Origin of the sequence: Nocardia farcinica (genome assembly GCF_001182745.1) — a bacterium.
Classification (GTDB): Bacteria; Actinomycetota; Actinomycetes; order Mycobacteriales; family Mycobacteriaceae; genus Nocardia; species Nocardia farcinica.
The window spans coordinates 975,789-997,403 of the sequence record NZ_LN868938.1 but is presented as its reverse complement, the minus strand read 5'-3'; the positions used below and the strand labels follow the sequence as shown (position 1 = coordinate 997,403).

The following is a 21,615-nucleotide window of genomic DNA, read 5'->3' as shown; positions in this document are numbered from 1 at the left end:
CGGTCGATCCGGTGGGCTCCGCAGCGGACACGGCTGATACGGCTCGAATTGAATCGTTTGTGCATCGTTCTGTTACGCTGAGGGCACACCGAGAGCCGAGGAGGCGGGCAATGTCCAGTCGCACAGCAGGGTGGGCCGCGGGCCTCGCGGGACTCGCTCTGGCCGGCACGGTCCTCAGCGGCCCGGTGGCGAACGCGGCGCCACCGGTCCCGGTGACATCGGTCGACCTCGACCGCTACGTGGGCCGCTGGCATCAGCTCGCCGCGATTCCGCAGCCGTTCAACCTCGCGTGCGCGCGCGACACCACCGCCGAGTACACGCCGCTGCCGACCGGGGACGTGGGCGTGCACAACCGATGCACGACCTGGACCGGCGGGATCGACGAGATCCGCGGCACCGCGCGGGTGAACGATCCGGCCACCAACGCGCAGCTGCATGTCAGCTTCCCCGGTGTCCCGACGCAGGACCGGCTGGACGGGCCGACGAACTACATCGTCACCGCGCTGGGGCCGGGCTACTCGTGGGCCGTCGTGACCGACCCGAACCGGCTGTCCGGCTTCGTCCTCGCCCGCGAGCCTGCGCTCGACGAATCCGGCTGGGCGGCGGTGCGTTCCGCGATCGTGGCCGCGGGCCAGAATCCGTGCTTCTACCTGACCACGCCCACCACCGGCGGCCTCGCGACACTGCAACCGCTGTGCGCGCGATGAATTCGGCGCGATGACCGCCATCGCGTTGTTCACCCGTGACCTGCGGGTGCACGACAACCCCGTGCTCGCCGCCGCCCGGGACGCCGGTGACGCGGTCGTGCCGCTGTTCGTGGTCGACGCCCACCTGGTGCCGGATCGGTGCCCGCCCAACCGGGCCCGCTTCCTCGCCGCGGCGGTGCGCGAACTCGACGCCGAACTCCGTACGCGGGGTGGACGTTTGATCGTGCGACGTGGCGTGGTGGCGGACGAGGTGACGCGCGTGGTCGACGAGACCGGGGCGCGCACGGTGCACCTCGCCGATGACGTCAGCGGATACAGCGCGGCGCGTGCGGACGCGTTACGGGAGAGACTGGATCGCCGGGGCGTTCGGCTCGAGCCGCACCCGGCGAGCATCACCACCGTCGACGGCGACGTGCTGCGGCCCGCCACCGGTCGCGATCATTTCGCGGTCTTCACCCCGTATTTCCGCCGGTGGTCGGAGGTTCCGCGGCGCGCGCCGCTGCCGCCGCCGGATGACCTCGAGGTGCCGGACCTGCCCAGTGCGGCATTGCCGGCTCCCGAATCGCTGAACCGGGGCGAGCCGTCGCCGCAGCTGTCCGTCGGCGGCGAGACCACCGGCCGCGCGCTGCTGGATTCCTGGCTGGCCGGCCCGGTCGACGACTACGTCGAGACCGGTGACGATCTCGCGGCGGACGCCACCTCACATCTCTCGCCCTACCTGCACTTCGGCTGCCTGTCCCCCACCGAACTGCTCCACCGCGTCGATGTCGGCAGCGCGGGCGGACAGGCGTTCGCCCGGCAGCTGGCCTGGCGCGACTTCCACCACCAGCTGCTGGCCGCCCGCCCGGCCGTGGCCCGGCACGACTACCGGCCGCGCCCGATCCGATGGCGGGACGACCCGCAAGCGCTGGCCGCCTGGCGCTCGGCACGCACCGGCTTCCCGATCGTGGACGCCGCCCTGCGCCAACTCCACACCGAAGGATGGCTGCCCAACCGGGCCCGGCTGATCGCCGCCGCCTTCCTCACCAAGACCCTCGGGCTGCACTGGCGCGCGGGGGCGGGGCATTTCCTGCACTGGCTGGTCGACGCCGACCTGGCGAACAACCAGCTCAACTGGCAGTGGGTCGCGGGCACGGGCAGCGACACCCGGCCGAATCGCGGTTTCAACCCGCTGCGCCAAGCCGACCGCTACGACCCCGACGGCCTGTACGTCCGGCGGTGGATTCCCGAACTCGCCGACCTCGACGGTGGCCGCATCCATCGGCCGTGGCGAGCCGAGGTGGATTATCCGTCTCCGATCGCCGAATGCCCGGGGATGTGAGGTCGGGGCGGCCACTACGACGGCGGGTAGTATGAGCGTCGTGCGGAGTCCGGTGAGTGGTGCGGCGCGGGTGCGTGGCGCATTCGTCGGCGCCGCCGCGGGTGCGGTGAGTATCGCGGCGCACGGCCTCGGCGGCGGCGCTCTCACCCCCGGACAGTCGGCGCTGGGCGTGCTGATCGGTGTGTGCGCCGGATTGGGCGTGCTCGCCGGGGCACGTCCCGGACCGGCCGGTCTGCCCGAGCTCATGGTCCTGCTCGGCGCCGGACAGGCGATCGGCCATGCCGCCCTGTCGGTCGGGCCCGGCCATCACCACGAATCCACCGCCACGTCCGGCATGCTCGTCGCGCACCTGGTGGCGATCGTGTGCGGGGCGGTACTCATCCGCGCCGCCGAATCCGCGCTGGGTCGCGCGGCCTCCAGCGTCCGGCGCACCCTCGCCGCGCTGCGCCCTGCGCCGCACCGGGACGACGACGCCCGCGTCGGCGTTCCCGCCGCGGGCCCGAGCCTGCCCCGGCTGCCACTGCTCGCCTCCGCGGTGGGGACCCGCGGACCGCCCGCGCGAGCCTGACCCACTCCCACCACACGGACTGTCGACGCCGAAACCGAACTCGGACAACCTAGTCCGGTGGGTGTCGCGCGCCGCGACCGGCCGACGTCCGACCCCTTTCCTCTTCGATCCACGGAGTCCCCATGTCCTCGATCACCCGTATCCTGCTGCGCCGCGTCGCCCCCGGCGTGGCCGCCCTCGCCGCCGCGCCGCTGCTGCTCACCGCCTGCTCCGGCTCCGACGACAGCCCCGCCGGGTCGCGCGCGGCCGACGTCGTCACCATCGACGACCAGTGGGTCAAGGCGGCCGCCGCCGACATGTCCGCGGCGTTCGGCACCCTCACCAATTCCGGCGACCGCGACCTCACCGTCGTGGCGGCCACCAGCCCGGCCTCGGCCCGGATGGAACTGCACGAGGTCGTCGCCGACGCCGCCGGCGTCAAGACCATGCGCCCGAAGGACGGCGGCTTCGTGGTGCCCGCACACGGCTCGCTCACCCTCGCGCCCGGCGGGGACCACCTGATGTTCCTGGAACTGCGCGGCCCGCTGCGCACCGGCTCGGAAACCCCGGTGACGCTCTCGTTCGGTGACGGCTCCAGCCTCACCTTCACCGCACAGGTCCGCGACTTCTCGGGCAACCAGGAGAACTACGCGCCGGGCACCGAGCACGGCGCCGCCGCGACCCCCGAGCACGGTGCCTGAGCGCGCGCACGCGGGTGCACCCGCGTCGGGCGCCCCGCCTCGGCTCAGCAGGCGGCGGTTGCTCGGCGCGGGAGCGGTGGCCGCGGGGGCGACCGGAATCGGTGCGGCCGCACTCACCGGCTTCGGCCGCGCCCCCGCGCCGGTCACGGACGCGTCCGCGACCGAGCCGTTCTTCGGCCCGCACCAGGCCGGCATCGCCACCCCCGCCCAGCGGCACGCGGCGTTCGTCGCCTTCGATCTGCGGCCCGGAGTCACCGGCGACGACGTGGCCGGTCTGCTGAAGATCTGGACCGGCGACGCCGCCCGCCTCACCCAGGGGCTGCCCGCCCTGGCCGACACCGAACCGGAACTCGCCGCCCGCCCGGCCCGGCTCACGGTGACGATCGGGCTCGGCCCCGGCGCGTTCGTCGGCCGCGAGTCGCGGCGTCCCGCCTGGTTGCGGCCGCTGCCCTCGTTTCCCATCGATCGGCTCGAACCGGCCTGGAGCGACGGCGATCTGCTGTTGCAGATCTGCGCGGACGAAGCCACCACGGTGGCCCACGCGGTACGGGTGCTCTCCCGCGCGGTCACCTCACTGGTCACGGTGCGCTGGGTGCAGCGCGGGTTCCGCGACGCCGCACCCGGGCAGACACCGCGCAACCTGATGGGGCAGGTCGACGGGACGGTCACGCTCGCACCGGGAGCCGACTTCGATCGGCTGGTCTGGCACGACGGAGCAGACGCGCCGTGGCTGGCGGGCGGCACCTCGCTGGTGCTGCGCCGCATCGCGATGCAGCTGGACACCTGGGACGAAATCGACCCGGAGGGGCGCGAACTCACCGTCGGGCGCCGGCTCGACACCGGCGCGCCGCTCACCGGAACGCACGAATTCGACGAACCGGACTTCGCCGCCGTGGACAAGCACGGCATCCCGGTGATCCCGCCGTCCTCGCACATCGCCCGTGCCCGCCACACCCACGACGGCGAACGGTTCCTGCGGCGCGCCTACAACTACGACGACGCGCCGCAACCCGGGCAGATCTCCAACTCGGGCTTGCTGTTCGCCGCCTACCAGCGCGACATCGACGCCCAGTTCCTGCCGGTGCAACAGCGGCTGGCCGAGTTCGACGCGCTGAACGAATGGACGACACCGGTCGGCTCGGCGGTATTCGCGATTCCGGCCGGGGCGCGGGAGCCGGGCGACTACGTGGGCCGCGCGCTGTTCGAATCCTGAATCGCGGGGGCCGGTGCAACCGCATCGGCCCCCGCGGCCGTCTTCGCCGCGAAGGAGGACGCCAGCCAGGCGCAGACGATCAGCTGGATCTGGTGGAAGATCATCAGCGGTAACACGATCAAGCCCACCGGCTGTCCGGCGAACAGCACCGTCGCCATCGGCAGCCCGGTCGCCAGGCTCTTCTTCGAACCGCAGAAGATGATGACGATCCGGTCGGCCCAGGCGAATCCGAAGACGCGGCCGAGCACCGCGCACAGGCCGAGCACCACGGCCAGGATCGCGCAGCACAGGGCGACCACGAGCAGGATCTGGCCCGGCGAGGTGGCGCTCCAGACGCCCTCGTTCATTCCTTCGCTGAAAGCCACGTACACCACGAGCAGGATCGAGCCGCGGTCCACCAGCATCGTGGGCCGCCGGTGCCGCTGCACCCACTCGCCGATCCAGCGGCGCACCAGCTGACCGATCAGGAACGGCACCAGCAGTTGCACCACGATGTCGAGCACCGAGGAGGCGTCGATGTGCACGGTGCCGGCGGTGTCGAGCAGCACGATCACCAGCAGCGGGGTGAGGAACACGCCCAGCAGGTTCGAGAACGAGGCGCTGACGATGGCGCCGGGCAGGTTGCCGCCCGCGATCGAGGTGAAGGCGATCGAGGACTGCACGGTCGAGGGCACCAGGCTCAGGAACAGCAGGCCGGTGCGCAGATCGTCGGCGATCAGACCCGAGGTCGCGGCGTAGGCGGCCACGCCGATCACCGGGAACACGAGGTAGGTGACCGACAGGATGGTGCCGTGCAGACGCCAGTGCCGCAGGCCCGCGAGCGCTTCCGCCGGGGACAGTCGCATGCCGTAGAGCAGGAACAGTGTCGCGATGGCGACCTTCACCAGCCACTGCGCGGCATCCAGGTACCCGCCCTGGGCGGGCACCAGCGCCGCCACCGCCGCCGTCGCGAAGATCGCCAGCACGAACCCATCGATAGACTTCGCCAACCTCACCCGGCCACGGTATCGGCCAGGAACTTATCGGGAAACACGATGGCAGCGATAAGTGTGATCACGTTCCGTGATATACCGGGAGGCGTGTTCGACCCGCAGCTGGTGCGCAGCTTCCTGACCGTCGTGCAATGCGGCAGCTTCTCGGCAGCCGCGCAGCAACTCGGGGTGCGGCAGTCCACCGTCAGCGGGCACATCGCCCGGCTCGAGCGCGAGGCGGGCGCGGTGCTGCTGCTGCGCGACACCCACCGCATGGAACTGACCTCCGACGGCACCGCGATGGTCGGCTTCGGGCAGGCCATCCTGACCGCGCACGAGAACGCCCGCCGCTACTTCGCCGACTCGGCGCTGTCGGGCACCCTGCATCTCGGCGCCGCCGAGGACCTGGTGGCCCGCGGCCTGCCGCGCATCCTGCGCGACTTCCGCGCCCGCCATCCGCGCGTCGACCTGCAGCTGACCGTCGGCCTGAGCCGCACCATCCACGACCGGCTGCGCCGCGGCGACCTCGATCTGGCCTTCGTCATGCGCAAGCCCGGCGAAACCCACGGCGAGCCGGTCCACCGCGACCGCCTGGTGTGGGCGGGCCCGCCCGACGCCGCCGACCGCGACCCGGCCGAGCCGGTCCCCCTGGTCGCCTACCCGCCGCCGAGCATCACCCGCTCCTGCGCCTACGCCGCCCTCGACGCCGCAAGCATCCCGCTACGTCCCGCCTGCACCGCCAACTCCCGCGCCGGCCTGCGCGCGGCGGTGCTGGCCGGGCTCGGCTACATCGTGCACCCGCGCTCCCTGCTCCCCGACGAACTCGCCCCCGTCGGCGACCGTCTCGGCCTGCCCGACCCCGGCGAGGTGGAGTTCGTCCTCATCCACCGGCACAGCGTGCCCAACCCGGCCGAACAGGCCCTCAGCGAGGCGATCCGCCACTCCCTGCCCCGCCTCGACGGCGAGGGCGAGTTCGTGGGGTGACCGCCGGCGACGAGAGCCGCCGGCGTCACCGACCAGCGGGGTCGACCGAGACGCCGACGAGGGCGAGGAACGCGACCGTGGCCGGGCTCGGTCCCGGCGTGCCCCACACCACGAACTCGACGCGCTGCGGGGCGTCGGTCACCGGGACGGTCGCCAGGTCCGCGAGGTCGGTGGCCCGCGGCAGATAGGTGACCGGCAGGAAGCCGACCGCCAGCCCGCTGCGGATCACCTGCACCAGCAGCGCCACGTCGGTGACCTCGAAGGCGACGTCGCGGCCCAGCCCGGCACGCGCGAAGGCCTGATCGGTCTGTGCGCGGGCCGCCGTGCCGTAGGGGAAGTCGACGAACGGCGCCACGGCGAGGTCGGCCAGTGACAGCCGCCGCGCCCCGGCCAGCGGGTGGTCCCGGGCGAGCACCGCGACCAGCCGGTCCCGGGCGAGCTCGTGACTGCCCACCCCGGTCGGGCGCCGCCCGGGTGGCAGGCCGAGGAACGCGACGTCGAGCCGCCCCGCCGCGACATCGGCCACCAGATCGTCGCTGGCCCCCGCGCGCAGCCCGACCCGCACGCCCGGATGCCGGGTGCACAACTCGCGCAGGGCGGCGGGCACGTCGACCGCGGCGACGGACGGAATGACGCCGACGTCGAGCCGCCCGCGCACCTCCCCCACGGTCGCCACCGCCTGGGCGGCGGCCCGGTCGGCGGCCTCGAGGCACTGGCGGGCGGCGGGCAGGAACGCCTCGCCCGCGGCGGTGAGGCGCACCCGTCGGCTGGTGCGCGCGAACAGGCTCACGCCGAGTTCGTGTTCGAGCCGCTTGATCTGGTGGCTCAGCGCCGACGAGTCCCGCACGGGGGCAGGGGCATTCGGCGGCCCTCACCCTCGCCACCGCGGTCGCCCCGGTCGTCTGGGGCACCACCTACGCCGTCACCACCGAACTGCTGCCGCCGGGGCATCCGCTGTTCGCCGGTCTGATGCGGGCACTGCCCGCGGGGCTGCTGGCCGTCGCGATCGGCCGCGCCCTCCCGCACGGCGACTGGTGGTGGAAGAGCGCCGTGCTCGGCGTTCTCAACATCGGTGTCTTCTTCCCGATGCTGTTCTTCGCCGCCGAACACCTGCCCGGCGGGGTGGCCGCGACCCTCGGATCGATCGTGCCGCTGATCGTCGCGGTGCTGGCCGTCCCGCTGCTGGGCGAGCGGCTGGCCATCCGGCGGATCGTGTGGGGTGCCGCCGGCGTGGCCGGTGTCGGTCTGGTGGTGCTCGGCCCGGACGCCGGGCTGGACGCGGCCGGGATCGCCGCGGGCCTGCTCGGCGCGGCGTCCATGGCGCTCGGACTCACCCTGACCAAGCGGTGGGGGCGGCCCGCCGGGGTGCCGCCGGTGGCGCTGGCGGGCTGGCAGCTCGGCACGGGCGGGCTGGTGCTGCTGCCGGTCACCGTCCTCGTCGAAGGCGCGCCGCCACCGCTCGACGGCCGCGCCGCTCTCGGATACCTGTGGCTCGGGCTCGTCGGCGGGCTGCTCGCCTACGCGCTGTACTTCCGCGGCGTCGGACGCCTGCCCGTCACCTCGGTCGCGCTGCTCAATCTGCTCTCTCCGCTCACCGCGGCGGCACTGGGCGTGCTGGCGCTCGGGGAGACGGTGACGCCCGCGCAGGCGGTCGGGTTCGCGATCGTCCTCGCCGCCGTGATCGCCGGCCAGCTGCCCACCCGCCCAACTGTTTCCACGCCCGCACTCCCGCCGCCCGGTGCGGCGGCCATCCCGACAGGAGCACAGCGATGAAGATCGTCGTCTTCGGCGCCACCGGCATGGTCGGTGTTCGCGTCGCCCACGAGGCCACCGCGCGCGGCCACGCCGTGACCGCGGTCGCGCGGTCCGGCGCCCACCCGGTCGTCCCCGTCGACGCGCGCGACCGGGACCGCGTCGCGGATCTACTCGGCACCGCCGACGCCGCGGTCGGTGCGGTGCGTCCGCGCCCCGGCGCCGCGCTGGCCAGCCTCACCCAGCTCCGCGTCTGCGAACCCCATCCCGCCCGCTGGACCTATCTCAGCCCACCCGCCCTGCTCGAACCGGGTGAGCGCACCGGCCGCTACCGTCGCGGCACCACCACCCTGCTGCTCGACGCCGACGGCCGATCCCGCATCTCGGCCGAGGACCTGGCCGTCGCCGTGCTGGACGAACTCGAGAATCCCGGCGGGGACCGGCATTTCACGGTCGCGTACTGACTCTCGTTCCCGGTCGGCGGGCCGCCGGTCGCACCATGCAACGCGGTGCAACGGTAGTGGGCTGTGTTGCGCGTCACATATACGTAGGTGGATCGGCGCCCCGCCGAGGGAACAGGAGTGGCAACCCATGCGAGCAGCTGTGTACTACGGCCCGAACAAGGTCGACGTCGTCGACGTACCGGAACCCGAGCCGGGGCCCGGCGAGGTGAAACTACGGGTGGGCTTCAACGGCATCTGCGGCACCGACCTGCACGAGTACTACGCCGGGCCGATCTTCGTGCCCACCGAACCGCATCCGCTCACCCACCGGCAGCTGCCGCTCGTGCTCGGACACGAGTTCTCCGGCACGGTCACCGAGGTCGGCAGCGGTGTCACCGGCATCGAGCCCGGCGACCGGGTCGCCGTCGAACCGCTCTACACCTGCGGCCACTGCGGCCCCTGCCGGGCGGGCACCTACAACATCTGCCGCCGGATCGGTTTCCACGGCCTGATGTCCGACGGCGGCATGGCCGAATACACCGTGGTCCCGGCCCACATGATCCATCGGCTGCCGGACTCGGTGCCGCTCGAGCTCGGCGCGCTCGTGGAGCCGATGTCGGTGGCCTACCACGCCGCCACGCTCGGTGATCCCAAGCCGGAGGACACCGCCATGGTCTTCGGCGCCGGACCGATCGGCATCGGGCTCTGGTTCGCGTTGCGCGCCAAGGGTCTCGACGACATCTACGTCGTGGAACCGTCGCCCACCCGACGCGCCGCGATCGAAGCGCTCGGCGCCACCACCCTCGACCCGACCGCGATCGACGTCCCCGCGTTCATCGACAACGCCACCGACGGCGCGGGCGCCGACGCGACCTACGACGCCGCGGGCGTGCAACCCGCGGTCGAGACCGCCCTGGCGTGCCTGGGCGCGCGCCGGCCGCTGATCAGCGTCGCCATCTACGAGAAGCCGCTGACCACACCGCTGCAACGGCTCGTCATGAACGAATCCCGCATCCAGGGCTCGCTGTGCTACACCTCCGCCGACTACCGCGCGGTCATCGACCTCATGGCGCAGGGCCGCTACGACGCCACCGGCTGGGTGGAGACGATCGCCCTCGAGCAGGTCATCGACGAGGGCTTCGAGGCGCTGCACGCGGGCACCAAGATGAAGGTGCTCGTCGATCCGGCGGAGGTGGCGGCATGAGCGTCGTCCTCGTCACCGGCGGCGGGCGCGGAATCGGCCGCGGCATCGCCCTGCGCCTGGCCCGCGACGGCCACGACCTCGCGCTCGTCGACCTCGACCCGTCCACGCTCGCCGCGGTCGCCGACGAAATCCGCGAGACCGGCCGGGCGGCAACGACCTTCGTCGCCGACGTGAGCGACCGCGATCAGGTGTTCGCCGCCGTCGACCACGCGTACACCGCGCTCGGCGGATTCGACGTGATGGTGAACAACGCGGGCATCGCCCAGGTCGCCCCGATCGACGACGTCCGCCCGGCCGACGTCGACACGATCTGGCGCGTCAACATCGACGGTGTGCTGTGGGGCATCCAGGCCGCCGCGGCGAAGTTCCGGGCGCTGGGACAGAAGGGCAAGATCGTCAACGCCTCCTCCATCGCCGGACACGACGGCTTCGCGATGCTCGGCGTCTACAGCGCGACCAAGTTCGCCGTGCGCGCCCTCACCCAGGCCGCGGCGAAGGAGTACGCGGCGCACGGCATCACCGTCAACGCCTACTGCCCCGGCGTGGTCGGCACGGACATGTGGGTCACCATCGACCGCCGCTTCGCCGAGCTCACCGGCGCGGCCGAAGGCGAGACCTACGCCAAGTTCGTCGACGGCATCGCGCTCGGGCGCGCCCAGACGCCCGAGGACGTCGCGGCGCTGGTCTCCTACCTGGCCGGGCCCGACTCCGACTACATGACCGGACAGTCGATCCTCATCGACGGCGGCCTGGTCTTCCGCTGACCGACCCCTGGTCGGGCCTCCCGCAGCCTGCGCGGCTCGTTCTCCGCCGGCGCGTTCCGGTGGACCCCCTCGGGTCCGCCGGCGACGCGGAGGATGCGGCTGCCCGCGTAGGCGGCGGCCGGCGAGAAGGCGCCGCGCAGGCGCTGCGCATCCGGCGCACGGTAGCGGGCCGGTTCAGCGCCGGAGCCCGCCCAGCAGTGCGCGGGCCAGCGCGGCGGCGTCGGCTCGGCCCCGCTGGACGTCGTCGGATTCGGCGATGGTCATCGACATTTCGGTCAGCGCGCCGTACAGGGCGCTGGCGAGCAGTTCCGGGGGGTGCGGCTCGACCAGGCCGGTGCCGAGCAGCTCCCGGGCACCCTCGAGGACCAGGCCACCGAGGTGGCGCCGGTCCAGCTCGCGCCACCGCCCCCATCCGAGCGCGATCGGCCCCTGGAGCAGGACGATGTGGCGGTAGTCGGGCTCGGTGCACACGTCGAGGAAGGCTTCGATGCCGCGGTCGACGCGGTCGAACGGGTCGGTCGCGGTGTCCACCGCGGCCCGGATACGGTGCGCCGCCCGGTGTTCCAGCTCGTCGAAGACGGCTTCGAACAATCCCTTCTTGCCGTCGAAGTGGTGATACAGCGCCCCGCGCGTCAAACCCGCCGACCGCACCAGTTCCTCGGCGGACAGGTCGGCGTACTCCCGCTCGGCGAACAGCCGGGCGGCGGTGCCGAGCAGCGTCCGCCGGGTGTCCTCGATGTGCTTGTCACGCAACGACGTCATACCGTACGTTTATCACATACACGATGTATGACGAATACACCGTGTATGGCCATCGAGTGTGGCGGCGATCGCGGATGACGATCGCCTGCCCCGATGCGGAGCGGAGGACTGTGGTGGACAGATCGGTGGATGTCGTCGTCGTCGGCGCGGGGATCGCGGGACTGGTCGCCGCCCGCGACCTGGTGCGCACCGGACACGAGGTACTGGTCCTGGAAGCGCGGGACCGGGTGGGCGGGCGACTGCTCAATGCCGAGTTGCCCGGCGGCGGCCCGATCGAGGTCGGCGGGCAGTGGGTCGGCCCCACCCAGCATCGGGCGATGACGCTGATCCACGAGCTCGGTCTCCAGACCTTCCCGACCCACGACACGGGCCGCGCCATCGCCGAAATCGGCTCGTCGCGGGCGGAATACACCGGCGCGATACCCAAGCTGAACCCGCTGGCGTTGGCCGACGTGGCCCAGGCACAGCTGCGCCTGGACCGTCTCGCGCGGCGGGTCGCCCGCACCGATCCGTGGCGCGCCGAACGCGCCGAAGCCCTGGATGCCCAGACCTTCGACACCTGGTTGCGCCGCACCACCTACACCGCGGCCGGGAGGTCGTTCTTCCGGGTGATCACCGAGGCGGTGTTCGCCGCCGGGCCCGAGGACCTGTCCGCGCTGTGGGCGAGCTGCTACCTCGGTGCCGGCGGCGGGGTCGACGCCATGATCGGCGTCGCGGGCGGCGCCCAGCAGGATCGGGTGGTCGGGGGCACCCAAGCGATCGCGATCGCGCTCGCCGGGGAACTCGGTGACCGGGTCGTCCTCGGCAGTCCCGTGTCCGAGGTCGAATGGGACGAGGCCGGTGTGCGGGTCCGGGCCGGCGGCGGCACGGTGCGGGCGCGGCGGGCGGTGGTGGCGGTGCCGCCGCCGTTGGCCGCGCGCATCCGCTTCTCCCCCGGGCTGCCGGGCGACCGCGACCAGCTCGTCCAGCGCATGCCGATGGGCCGGGTCGTCAAAGTCAACGTCGTCTACGACGAACCGTTCTGGCGAGCGGACGGGTTCAGCGGTCAGGCCGTGAGCGACCGGCGGCCGCTGGCAGTGGTCTTCGACAACACCCCGCCCGCCGGTTCCCCCGGCGTACTCGTCGGCTTCCTGGAGGGCCGCCACGCCGACGCCTGTTCGCGGATGGACCATCCGACCCGCCGCGCCCAGGTCATCGACGACCTCGCGGGCTACTTCGGCCCGCGCGCCCGCACGCCGATCGACTACATCGAAAAGGACTGGGCCGACGAGGAATACAGCCGCGGCTGCTACGGCGCGTTCACCGCGCCGGGCACCCTCACCCGCTTCGGGCACGCCCTGCGACCCCCCATCGGCCCCCTGCACTGGGCAGGCACCGAGACCGCGACGCGCTGGGCGGGCTACATCGACGGCGCCGCCGAATCCGGTCACCGGGCCGCGCGGGAGATCGCCGCCGCCCTCGACCCGAGGCACGACGCCGCGCGCCCGTCCGCCCTGCGGTGACCGTCGCCCTGCCGTGCTGCGGCGGCGACGCTGCGGCTCGCGGTCCGCGGATCCCCGGCGTCGATTCGACCCGGTGCTGCTCCCGCGCGCTCATCCGGCGGTGACCAAGCCCTGGGCGATCATCCAGTCGCGCGCGACCTCGGCGGGTTCGCGGCCCTCGACGTCGACCTGTCGATTCAGTTCGGTGACGGCTTCATTGGTCAGCCGGGCCGAGATCGGCGCCATGAGGGTCGCGATCTGCGGGTGGGCTTCGGCGAAATCCGCCCGCATGACCAGTGCCGCATTGTATTTCGGGAAGAAGCCCAGATCGTCGTGCAGCAGGACCAGGTCGAGGGCGGGGATGCGGCCGTCGGTGGCGGCGACCGAGCCGAAACGGCACCGGGTGGCATCGGCGGTGGCCTGGTAGACCAGGGCGTCCTGCACGATCTGTTTGCGCACCCTGCCCGCGTCGATGCCGTACTTGCGGGCCAGGCCGGGGAAACCGTCCTGGCGGACGTTGAACTCGGTGCCGACGCAGGTCGCGGCGGCAGCGGGATCGCGCTCGATCAGGCGAGCGTAGTCCGACAGGGTGACCACGCCGGTCTCCTGCTGGGTGCGTCTGCTGGTGACGAGGGCGTAGGTGTTGTTCATCGGCGCCATCGCCGTCCACAGCATGCCGTGTTCGGCGAGGTCGGCGGCTCGCAGCTGGTCGAACTGGGCGCGCTCGTCGGGGATGGGTGTCTCGTTGCCGAGGTAGTTGATCCAGCCGGTGCCGGTGTAGTCGTAGGCGATGTCGATCTGGCCGTGCAGTTGGGCGTCGCGCAGGCTGTTGGAGCCCTGGATGTTGGTCAGGTCGCGCACGTCGGCGCCGGCCGCCGACAGCGCGAATTCGATGAGGTAGCCGAGAATGTTCTGTTCGGTGAAGTCCTTGGAGCCGACGGTGACCGCGACACCGTCGAGTTCGGGCACCGGGCGGATGCTGCCCGGTCCCACGCGCAGCGGCACCGCGCCGCCGGACTGCAATCCGCATCCCGCGGCCAGCAACAGCGCGGCGACGAGGGCGAGCAGGCGGCCGGTCATGTCAGCCCTCGCGGGCCGAGGAACTCCTCGGCCAGTGCGCCCAGCCAGTCCACCAGCAGCGCCAGCGCGACCGCGAGCACCGCGCCGACCACCAGCGTCACCGTGTCGCGCAGCTTGTAGCCGGTATCGATGAGGATGCCCAGGCCGCCCGCGCTGACCAGGAACGACAGTGTCGCGGTGCCCACGGCCAGCACCAACGACGTGCGCAGACCCGCGAGAATGTAGGGGACGGCGAGCGGGAACTCGATGCGGCGCAGCACCGTCGCCGCCGACATGCCCTGGCCGCGTCCGGCGTCGACGACGATCGGGTCCACCTGCTGATACCCGAGAATGGTGTTGCGCAGCACCGGAAGCAGCGCGTAGAAGGCGATGGGCGCCACGCCGACCCAGAACCCGGTGGTGCGGGTGAGCAGATAGCACAGCACGATCAACCCGATCGCGGGGGCGGAGGCGCCGATGTTGGCGATTCCGAGGAACACCGGCGCGAGCCGCCGATATCGCGGCCGGGTCAGCAGCGTGCCCAGCGGCACCGCGACGACCACGACGATGAGCATGACCGCGGCCGTGATGAGGATGTGCTGCCAGGTGACGGTGGCGATGGTGCGCGCGTTGAGACTGGCCTGCTGGGTGACGGTGAGCTCCCGGCGGAACGCCCACACCAGCACGCCCGCGGTGAGCAGCAGCACCACCAGCGGCTGCCCGAGCAGGCGCAGTCGTTCGGCGCGCCGCTCGGCGCCGGGCCGGACGGCGGGCGGGGCCGCGGTGGTGAGCGATCCGGTCGTGACGGTCATCCTCGGCCCGCCGATCCGGCGCGCAGCGCCGAGAGGTGCCCGACGAGGGTGTCGATGGTGACCAGGCCCCGGTACTCGCCACCGGCGCCGGTCACCACCGCGGTCGCGGTCGCCGTGGCGAGCATCGCCGCCAACGCGTCCTGCAGCGTCGAGGACGCCGAAACCGTGTCCCCGACCGGGGTTCCGATGCCCGTCAGGCTGTCCGCACCGGCCAGCTGCTCGGCGTCGACCCAGCGCAGGGGCCTGCGCGCGCTGTCGAGGATCAGCGCCCACGGCCGGTCCGCGCCCGCCAGTGCCCGCCGCAGGGTGGCGACGGGCGCGTCCTCGTCGGCGATCGGGCAGTCACCGAGTCCCACGTCCGCGACACGGGTCAGCGTGAGCTGCTCGAGCGCCGCGTTCGCGCCGACGAAACCCGCCACCGTCTCGTCGGCGGGAGCGGCCAGGATCGCCGCGGGCGTGTCGTACTGCAGGATCCGGGACCGGGCGCCCAGCACCGCGATCCGGTCACCGAGCTTCACGGCCTCGCCGAAATCGTGGGTGACGAACACGATGGTCTTGCCCAGTTCGGCTTGCAACCGCAGCAGTTCGTCCTGCAGCGCGCCGCGGGTGATCGGATCGACCGCGCCGAACGGTTCGTCCATCAGCAGCACCGGCGGATCCGCGGCGAGCGCCCGCGCCACCCCCACCCGCTGCTGCTGACCGCCGGAGAGCTGCCGCGGATACCGGTCGCGGTAGGTCGCCGGGTCGAGACCGACCAGGGCCAGCATCTCGTCCACCCGCGCGTCGATCCGCGCCCGATCCCAGCCCACCAGGCCGGGCACGGTGGCGACATTCTTGGCCACGGTCATGTGCGGGAACAGTCCGGCCTGCTGGATCGAGTAGCCGATGCCGCGGCGCAGCCGATCGGGGTCCATGGTGAGGGCGTCGCGGCCGCCGATGGTGATCGTGCCCGAGGTCGGCTCGATGAGCCGGTTGATCATGCGCAGGGTGGTGGTCTTCCCGCACCCCGACGGGCCGACCAGCACGACGATCTGCCCGGCCGGGATGGTCATCGAGACCTCGTCCACCGCCGGTTCGGGATGTCCGGGATAGCGTTTGGTGACCGCGTCGAGCACGATCTCGACCCCCGACACCGCCGGGGCTGCGGTGGGCGTTGCGGTGTCAGTCACGGATCCCCTCCGACGTGGTGAGACGGCCGACGACCAGGAACATGCCGTCCAGCAACAGCGCGAGCACGATGATCAGCACCGTGCCGGTCAACGCCTGCGGCACCGCGTTCGGGCTGCCCAGCCGGGACAGCCCGGAGAAGATGAGGTTGCCGAGGCCGGGCCCTTTCGCGTAGGCGGCCAGCGCCAGGATGCCCATGATCAACTGGGTGCTCACCCGCATGCCGGTGAGAATCGCGGGCCACGCCAGCGGCAACTCGATGCGGGCCAGCACGCGCAGGCGGTTCATGCCGACGCCGCGCGCCGCGTCGACGATCGACGGATCCACCGAGGACAACCCGATGATGGTGTTGCGCAGGATCGGCAGCAGCGCGTACACGACCAGCGCCACGATCGTGGGGGCCACGCCGAGGCCGAGGACGGGAATCAGCAAGCCGAGCAAGGCGAACGACGGCACCGTGAGGATCGCGCTGGTGGCCGCGGTCGCCGCCGCGGAACCGAGCGGACTGCGGTAGACCAGCACGCCGAGGACCACGGCGACGAGGGTGGCGAGCACCAACGACTGCAGCACCGCCGACACGTGCAGATAGGAGTCGACCATCAACTGATGGCGGCGCTCGACGACGAACGACCACAGCGTATCCAGTGCCCCACCTCCCGGTCTTTCGCTGTGGCGCAGCCTATCCCGCCGGTTCGGCGGCGCGCAGCGGTTTGCGCGCCGCCGAGCGGTCGTCAGGCCTGCGCGGCGGCGCGTCCCGCGCGGCGGCCGTAGAAGCTGCCGTCGCCGAGCGAGGCGCCGCTGACGTAGCCACCCGCGCTGATACCGGAGGTGCAGCGGCCCGCGGCGAACAAGCCGGGGATCGGGTCACCGGCGACGTGCAGGACCCGCGAATCCAGATCGGTGCGCACCCCACCGAGGGTGAAACCGCCGGTACGGCCGCGCAAGTCGAACGCCGCCAACGGCGTACCCAGCGGCTTGACCCACTGGGTCTTCTTGCCCAGCACCGGATCCACACCGTCCTTGGCATGCCGGTTGTAGACCTCGACGGTCGCCTGCAGCACACCGTCCGGGAAACCCATCTCCGATTCGAGCTCCGCCACCGATTCGGCCACCCAGGTCGGCGGCTCATTGCGGGAGGCCGCGAACGTGGACACGGTGCCCAGCGCTTCCTCGAGCCCGGCTTCGTCCAGGATCAGGAAGGCCTCGTTGTTCTGCCGGATCAGCGTCGACTGCCCGATGTGGCTGGGATAGGAGTCCTCGGGGATGTAGCGCTGCCCGCGCCCGTTGACCAGGATGCCGCGGGCGATCACCTGCGGATCGGCGAAGATCGCCACCTCGATGGCGTCCATGTGCGCCAACTGCGCACCCAGCGCCTGCGCCACCCGGATACCGATGCCGTCGTGTTCCTCGATCGCGGCCGCGGGCCGGTTCACCAGCAGCGGCGTGTACACCGCCACCATCTCCTGGTTGTAGGCGAAACTGCCCGTGGCCAGCACCACCCCCCGCCGGGCACGCACCCGCACCGGCTTGCCGTACCGTCGGGCGACCACGCCGACCACCCGCCCGTCGTCGTCGACCACCAGTCGCTGCAACCGCACGTCGAACTCCGCCCGCACCCCCAGCGATTCGGCGGTCTCGACCAGCGGCTTCATCAACATGTAGCCACCGCCCTTGTCCCCGGTGTGCTTGTCGGCCATCTGGGGCAGATGGCCGCGCGGGGCGGGCGTGGCGATCGTGTTGAACGGCGCGGCGTTCTCACCACCGGAGAACATCAGCCCCTGATCGGCGGGCGGCTCCCAGCCCGGCTCACCCCAGAACTCCTCCTTGAACACCACCCCCTGCGCCACCAGCCACTCGAAATGTTCGACACTGCCCTGGCAGTAGTCGTGGATCTTCGCCGCATCCACCCCGGGGCCCAGCGCCGCGGTCAGGAACGTCTCCATGTTCTCCGGGCTGTCGTCGAACCCGAGCGCCTTCTGCAACGGCGTCCCACCGCCGAGGTAGATGAACCCACCCGACAACGCCGCCGCCCCACCCCACCCGCCGGTGCGCTCCAGTACCAGCACCTCCGCCCCCGCCCGCGCCGCCTCGATCGCCGCGCACGCCCCCGCCACCCCGTAACCGACCACCACCACGTCGGCCTCGTCGTCCCATCCGCTGATCGCGGCGGCCCGCTCGGGGCGAACATCTCCGACATCCGACATCGAACTACTCCTGTTCCGTGCGGGCGGCGATCCCTGATCCCCCCGCACATCGGCCTGGATCTGCGCGGCTACCTGCGGATTTGCCCGTACTGTTGCGCGTGCTTGACAATCGCGCCCAGTATCGACCGGCACCGGCCCGCCGCCGTCCGCGGTTCCCGCTCAGTGAGAACGCGGAGCTGCGGGGGCGGCGGTTGCCGCGGGGCGATCGATGGACCGGTGCGACATGGCCGGTCGTTGCTGTCCGGCCGATGATTTACCGCTGGTGGGGCGGGGCGACGGAATGGAGCAATCTCGCTGCGCCGGAGGAGAGTTCGTGGATCACCTCGGCTACCGGGCGGACCGACGTGACCATGCCGACGCCCTCGCCCGCGTCGACGGGCAGCTGGTCGGGGTGGTCGGCGGCGATGGCGGCGCGGAGGGAGCGGCGCGCTTCGGGGTCGCCGCGCAGCTCGTGCTCGCGGCCGGTCCAGCGGTCGGTGAAGGGGTTGCGCAGGACGCGGGCGGGGAAGCGCGGCGGCCACGGATAGCCGAGGGCGGCGTCGACGGCGTGGGTGGTGACGGTGTCGGTGCCCGCGGCGGCGATCATGGCGCGGCGGGCGGACTCGGAGAGGGTCGATTCGGTGCAGGCCGCCAGGTGGGTGCCGATCCAGGCGCCGCTCGCGCCGGCCGCGAGCACGGCCGCCAGGCTCGCGGGTGAGCCGATGCCACCGGCGGCGAGCACCGGGACCGAGACCGCGGCGAGCACCGCGTCGAGCAGGGGCAGAGTCGCCATCTCGACGGCGCCGTGCCCGCCGCCCTCCGCGCCACGGGCGACCAGCACGTCGATACCGGCGGCGGCGGCGCGGCGGGCGTCGTCGGGGGTGAAAACCTGGGTGGCCGTCCGGATTCCGGACTCGCGGGCGCGGGCCGCCCAGGACAGGTCGGTGCCGAAACTCACCGCGAGCAGCGCGGGCCGGGCGGCGAGGGCGGTGTCGAGCAAGGCGGGTTCCTGCGCGGCGACCCAGTCGACCAGGCCGATGCCGAATCGCCCGGTGACATGGTCGAGTTCGCGGCGCAGGGCCGCCGCCGTCGCACTGCTGCCCATTCCGATCATGCCGAGCCCGCCCGCCGCGGTCACCGCCGCCGCCAGGCGCCCGCCCGCCACCCCACCCATCGGGGCGTTCACGATCGGCACCCGCAGGCCGAGCGAGCGCGACCACGGGGTGCCGAGCAGGACGTCGTCTGGGGTCAGGTCATCGCGAGACATCCGTCCATGCCAGCACACCGGCGGCGCCCCACCCCTGCCGGGGCACTCCGCCGTCTTTCGCCGACGAGGACGCCGGGTGTCGACGGCAGGTTGCGCTGAGCGGAGCCGCCGAGGCAGTTCCCGGCCCGGGGCGTTCAGTCCGGCTCGGCCCAGGACGCGACCGGCAGGGCGAGGTAGACGCCGACGTGGTGATCGGCGGGCACGACCGCCTCCGCGCGGCCGAGAATCTCGTCGGCGCGGCGTTGGCGGTCGTCCGCGCGCGACGGGAACCACTTGGATTTCACCTCGATGAGCACGTCGAGATCGAACCGGTCGAGCGGACCGACGTCGTGGAACCGCAGGATCACGTCCCCGCCCCGCAGATCCCCGTCGTAGGGCTCCTCGGGGCACTCGACCGCCAGCGAGACACTGTGCGGAAGGGTCCGGGCGAGTTCCTTCTTCACCTCGGTGCTGACGCGATCGGCGCAGGTGACGTCGATGATGGGCATGCATTCATCCAAGCAGTCGAGAAACCACCGCTGCCGTACCGGTCCGCTCCCGGCTGATCACGCGGGCCGGGCCGGTGCCGACTGCACGCGCCATGCCTCGGGACGGTGGGGTCCCCGGGCCTGTCGTACCGCCGCGCTAGGTCGAGGCGAGGTCCGCTTCGTAGCGATCGGTCAGCGCCGCGACCCGGTCGGCCGGCCAGGGGCAACGCACCTCGCCCTGCGACGCGGCGAAGAAGAGTTCGAGGTGGACGTGCCAGGCGGCGAGCAGTTCGGCACGGGCCGAGGCGAGTTCGCGGGGGACGGTCTGGGTCAGTGCGACGTGGACGCCGAGGTCGGGGTCGGCGTGGAACTCGAACCGGACGACGCCCGCGGCGGTGCCGTCGTGGCGCCACTCGTACGCCAGCGCGGTGGGCGGCTCGACCACGGTGAGCGGGCCCGCCTCGACGTGCTGGTTGGTCGCGCGCAGTGGCGCGGCCTCGCCGACGGCGGGGGCACCGTCCTCGACCAGCAGCCCCCACAGCGTTTCCACCGGCTGCCACATCATGTCGCGGTCGAAGCGCAGGACGTAGCCGTCGGCGGTGGTCTCGCAGGTACCGGTGTCGAGGCCGAAGGCGGCGATGTAGTGCTCGAGGTCGGCGAGCCAGGCGCCCTCCGTCATGGCGGGCGCGGCGCCGTCCAGGGCGGCGGCGAGGGCGGCCAGGCAGCGGTCCCAGCCGACCGCGGTCCGCGCGGCGCCGCGCCTGCCCGCCGCACCGCCGCCGAGTACGTGGGTGAACACCAACAGGGTGCCCGCGCCGTCGGGTACGAGTTCGAAACGCAGTACGTCCCGGTTCCAGCGGAACATGTAGACCTTCGGCGGATCCACTTCCAGCACTTCGCCCTCGGAGGTGGCGTCGGTGGTGTCCGGCGCGTCGGCAAAGGTGAACCGCATCGTCGCGCCGGGACGGACCTCGGTGTCGACGGTCGCCGGGAACCAGGCGGCCATCTCGCGCGGATCGCTGATCGCGCGCCACACCTTCTCCGGCGGGTGCGCGAACCGGCGTTCCATCCGCAGGGTGGGGGCGCCATCGAGAGTGTGCAGGTGAGCTCGGGGGTCGGTCATCGTCGTCCTTTCCGCGGGGCGGGCTCGTCGGGCATCGTGTCGAGGTGGCGTTCGAGGGCGTCGAAACCGGCTTCCCACATCCGCCGGTACGGCGCGAGCCACGCTTCGATCTCGGCCAGCGGCTCGGGTCGCAGCCGGTACCACCGTCGCTGCGCGTCCTGGCGCACCGCGACCAGTCCCGCGCCGCGCAACACCTTGAGATGTTTGGAGACCGTCGGCTGTGCCAGGCGCAGCTCCTCGACCAGATCCCCCACCAGCCGCTCCCGCTCCCGCAGCAGATCCAGGATCTGCCGGCGACGGGGTTCGGCCAGCGCCTCGAACGTTGATGCCATAGCGGCAATATAGCCGATTGGGAATATACCTGCCAGTGCGACCGCCTGCCGACGGCGCGCTGGAGCGCCTAAGGCGCTGAGCATCAGGCAGAAAACCAACGACCACCCGCCGTAAACAAAAAGTGGCGCAAATCACCGTGGCGTGAATATCACTGCGGTGCAGAAGTTTTCGCGAGAGCGGGCGCAAACAGCAAGGACAGCGCCGCCGACGGAGACCGTAACGAAATATCGCCGCACTCCAATATGGGATCGGTGCCCGGGCCGATGACGGATCCAGTCCCGGGTACCCCGCACCGGGGAAGCCGCCAGGCACACCGAGGCGGTTCCCCCGGATCCGAACCCGAGAACGACCCGT

The 21,615-nt window shown here is 72.2% G+C and carries 22 protein-coding genes and 1 pseudogene; 11 read left to right on the top strand and 12 right to left on the bottom strand.

Going from position 1 to position 21,615, the window contains the following annotated elements; all coding sequences use genetic code 11:
- Positions 1-110: 110 nt before the first annotated feature.
- From AMO33_RS04865 to AMO33_RS04845, 5 genes are all read left to right on the top strand, one after another.
- Positions 111-707 (top strand): lipocalin family protein, encoded by a 597-nt coding sequence (locus tag AMO33_RS04865; RefSeq protein WP_060590811.1) that lies wholly within the window; start codon positions 111-113, stop codon positions 705-707.
- Positions 708-717: 10 nt separating this feature from the next.
- Positions 718-2,028: a cryptochrome/photolyase family protein gene (locus tag AMO33_RS04860; RefSeq protein WP_060590809.1), complete on the top strand. Its 1,311-nt coding sequence runs from the start codon at positions 718-720 to the stop codon at positions 2,026-2,028.
- Positions 2,029-2,068: 40 nt separating this feature from the next.
- On the top strand, positions 2,069-2,596 hold the full coding sequence (locus tag AMO33_RS04855) for a hypothetical protein (RefSeq protein WP_228788261.1): 528 nt from the start codon (positions 2,069-2,071) through the stop codon (positions 2,594-2,596).
- A gap of 122 nt (positions 2,597-2,718) precedes the next feature.
- The gene (locus tag AMO33_RS04850; RefSeq protein WP_060590807.1) at positions 2,719-3,276 is read left to right on the top strand and encodes a copper chaperone PCu(A)C; all 558 of its coding nucleotides are present in this window, start codon (positions 2,719-2,721) and stop codon (positions 3,274-3,276) included.
- Complete coding sequence (locus tag AMO33_RS04845) at positions 3,269-4,489, top strand: Dyp-type peroxidase (protein ID WP_060590805.1); 1,221 nt, start codon at positions 3,269-3,271, stop codon at positions 4,487-4,489. The genes AMO33_RS04850 and AMO33_RS04845 overlap by 8 nt, the downstream gene beginning before the upstream one ends.
- Here the strand turns inward: AMO33_RS04845 and AMO33_RS04840 are convergent.
- Entirely contained in the window at positions 4,459-5,484 is a 1,026-nt protein-coding gene (locus tag AMO33_RS04840; RefSeq protein ID WP_060590804.1) for a bile acid:sodium symporter family protein, read from the bottom strand. The two genes, AMO33_RS04845 and AMO33_RS04840, sit on opposite strands and share 31 nt — an antisense overlap.
- Before the next feature lie 84 nt (positions 5,485-5,568).
- Here AMO33_RS04840 and AMO33_RS04835 point away from each other — a divergent pair, with 84 nt between their 5' ends.
- Entirely contained in the window at positions 5,569-6,444 is an 876-nt protein-coding gene (locus AMO33_RS04835) for a LysR family transcriptional regulator (protein WP_060590802.1), read from the top strand.
- Positions 6,445-6,469: 25 nt separating this feature from the next.
- On the opposite strand, the gene AMO33_RS04830 is transcribed toward AMO33_RS04835, so the two are convergent.
- Positions 6,470-7,291 (bottom strand): LysR family transcriptional regulator, encoded by an 822-nt coding sequence (locus tag AMO33_RS04830; protein WP_082668580.1) that lies wholly within the window; start codon positions 7,289-7,291, stop codon positions 6,470-6,472.
- Here AMO33_RS04830 and AMO33_RS04825 point away from each other — a divergent pair.
- The 4 genes and pseudogenes from AMO33_RS04825 to AMO33_RS04810 all read left to right on the top strand — a co-directional run.
- Positions 7,282-8,217 (top strand): annotated as a pseudogene (locus AMO33_RS04825) (EamA family transporter); the annotation flags it as partial. The gene AMO33_RS04830 and the pseudogene AMO33_RS04825 overlap by 10 nt on opposite strands.
- Positions 8,214-8,660, top strand: coding sequence for an NAD(P)-dependent oxidoreductase (locus AMO33_RS04820; protein ID WP_060590799.1), 447 nt, complete (start codon positions 8,214-8,216; stop codon positions 8,658-8,660). The pseudogene AMO33_RS04825 and the gene AMO33_RS04820, both read left to right, overlap by 4 nt.
- A gap of 127 nt (positions 8,661-8,787) precedes the next feature.
- Positions 8,788-9,843, top strand: coding sequence for a 2,3-butanediol dehydrogenase (locus tag AMO33_RS04815; RefSeq protein WP_060590797.1), 1,056 nt, complete (start codon positions 8,788-8,790; stop codon positions 9,841-9,843).
- Positions 9,840-10,607 carry an acetoin reductase gene (locus AMO33_RS04810; RefSeq protein WP_011209608.1) on the top strand — a complete coding sequence of 256 codons (768 nt, stop codon included), beginning with the start codon at positions 9,840-9,842 and terminating at the stop codon, positions 10,605-10,607. Before AMO33_RS04815 ends, AMO33_RS04810 begins: the two co-directional genes overlap by 4 nt.
- A gap of 174 nt (positions 10,608-10,781) precedes the next feature.
- Here AMO33_RS04810 and AMO33_RS04805 read toward each other — a convergent pair whose 3' ends face one another.
- Positions 10,782-11,369 carry a TetR/AcrR family transcriptional regulator gene (locus AMO33_RS04805; protein WP_060590795.1) on the bottom strand — a complete coding sequence of 196 codons (588 nt, stop codon included), beginning with the start codon at positions 11,367-11,369 and terminating at the stop codon, positions 10,782-10,784.
- 113 nt (positions 11,370-11,482) lie between these two features.
- On the opposite strand from AMO33_RS04805, the gene AMO33_RS04800 reads away from it, so the two are divergent.
- Positions 11,483-12,871 carry a flavin monoamine oxidase family protein gene (locus AMO33_RS04800; protein ID WP_229434657.1) on the top strand — a complete coding sequence of 463 codons (1,389 nt, stop codon included), beginning with the start codon at positions 11,483-11,485 and terminating at the stop codon, positions 12,869-12,871.
- 90 nt (positions 12,872-12,961) lie between these two features.
- Here AMO33_RS04800 and AMO33_RS04795 read toward each other — a convergent pair whose 3' ends face one another.
- From AMO33_RS04795 to AMO33_RS04755, 9 genes are all read right to left on the bottom strand, one after another.
- Entirely contained in the window at positions 12,962-13,930 is a 969-nt protein-coding gene (locus tag AMO33_RS04795; protein WP_060590791.1) for a glycine betaine ABC transporter substrate-binding protein, read from the bottom strand.
- A complete protein-coding gene (locus AMO33_RS04790; RefSeq protein ID WP_060590789.1) occupies positions 13,927-14,721 on the bottom strand; it encodes an ABC transporter permease in 795 nt (264 codons plus the stop codon). The genes AMO33_RS04795 and AMO33_RS04790 overlap by 4 nt, the downstream gene beginning before the upstream one ends.
- The gene (locus AMO33_RS04785) at positions 14,718-15,890 is read right to left on the bottom strand and encodes an ABC transporter ATP-binding protein (protein WP_060590787.1); all 1,173 of its coding nucleotides are present in this window, start codon (positions 15,888-15,890) and stop codon (positions 14,718-14,720) included. Before AMO33_RS04785 ends, AMO33_RS04790 begins: the two co-directional genes overlap by 4 nt.
- The gene (locus tag AMO33_RS04780) at positions 15,883-16,488 is read right to left on the bottom strand and encodes an ABC transporter permease (protein ID WP_011209614.1); all 606 of its coding nucleotides are present in this window, start codon (positions 16,486-16,488) and stop codon (positions 15,883-15,885) included. Before AMO33_RS04780 ends, AMO33_RS04785 begins: the two co-directional genes overlap by 8 nt.
- 131 nt (positions 16,489-16,619) lie before the next feature.
- Positions 16,620-18,092, bottom strand: coding sequence for an FAD-dependent oxidoreductase (locus tag AMO33_RS04775; protein WP_060590785.1), 1,473 nt, complete (start codon positions 18,090-18,092; stop codon positions 16,620-16,622).
- Between the two features lie 253 nt (positions 18,093-18,345).
- On the bottom strand, positions 18,346-19,305 hold the full coding sequence (locus tag AMO33_RS04770; RefSeq protein ID WP_060593287.1) for an NAD(P)H-dependent flavin oxidoreductase: 960 nt from the start codon (positions 19,303-19,305) through the stop codon (positions 18,346-18,348).
- A gap of 167 nt (positions 19,306-19,472) precedes the next feature.
- Entirely contained in the window at positions 19,473-19,826 is a 354-nt protein-coding gene (locus AMO33_RS04765) for a hypothetical protein (protein WP_060590783.1), read from the bottom strand.
- A gap of 136 nt (positions 19,827-19,962) precedes the next feature.
- Entirely contained in the window at positions 19,963-20,928 is a 966-nt protein-coding gene (locus AMO33_RS04760) for an SRPBCC domain-containing protein (RefSeq protein WP_060590781.1), read from the bottom strand.
- The gene (locus tag AMO33_RS04755; RefSeq protein ID WP_060590780.1) at positions 20,925-21,260 is read right to left on the bottom strand and encodes an ArsR/SmtB family transcription factor; all 336 of its coding nucleotides are present in this window, start codon (positions 21,258-21,260) and stop codon (positions 20,925-20,927) included. Before AMO33_RS04755 ends, AMO33_RS04760 begins: the two co-directional genes overlap by 4 nt.
- Between the last annotated feature and the right edge of the window lie 355 nt (positions 21,261-21,615).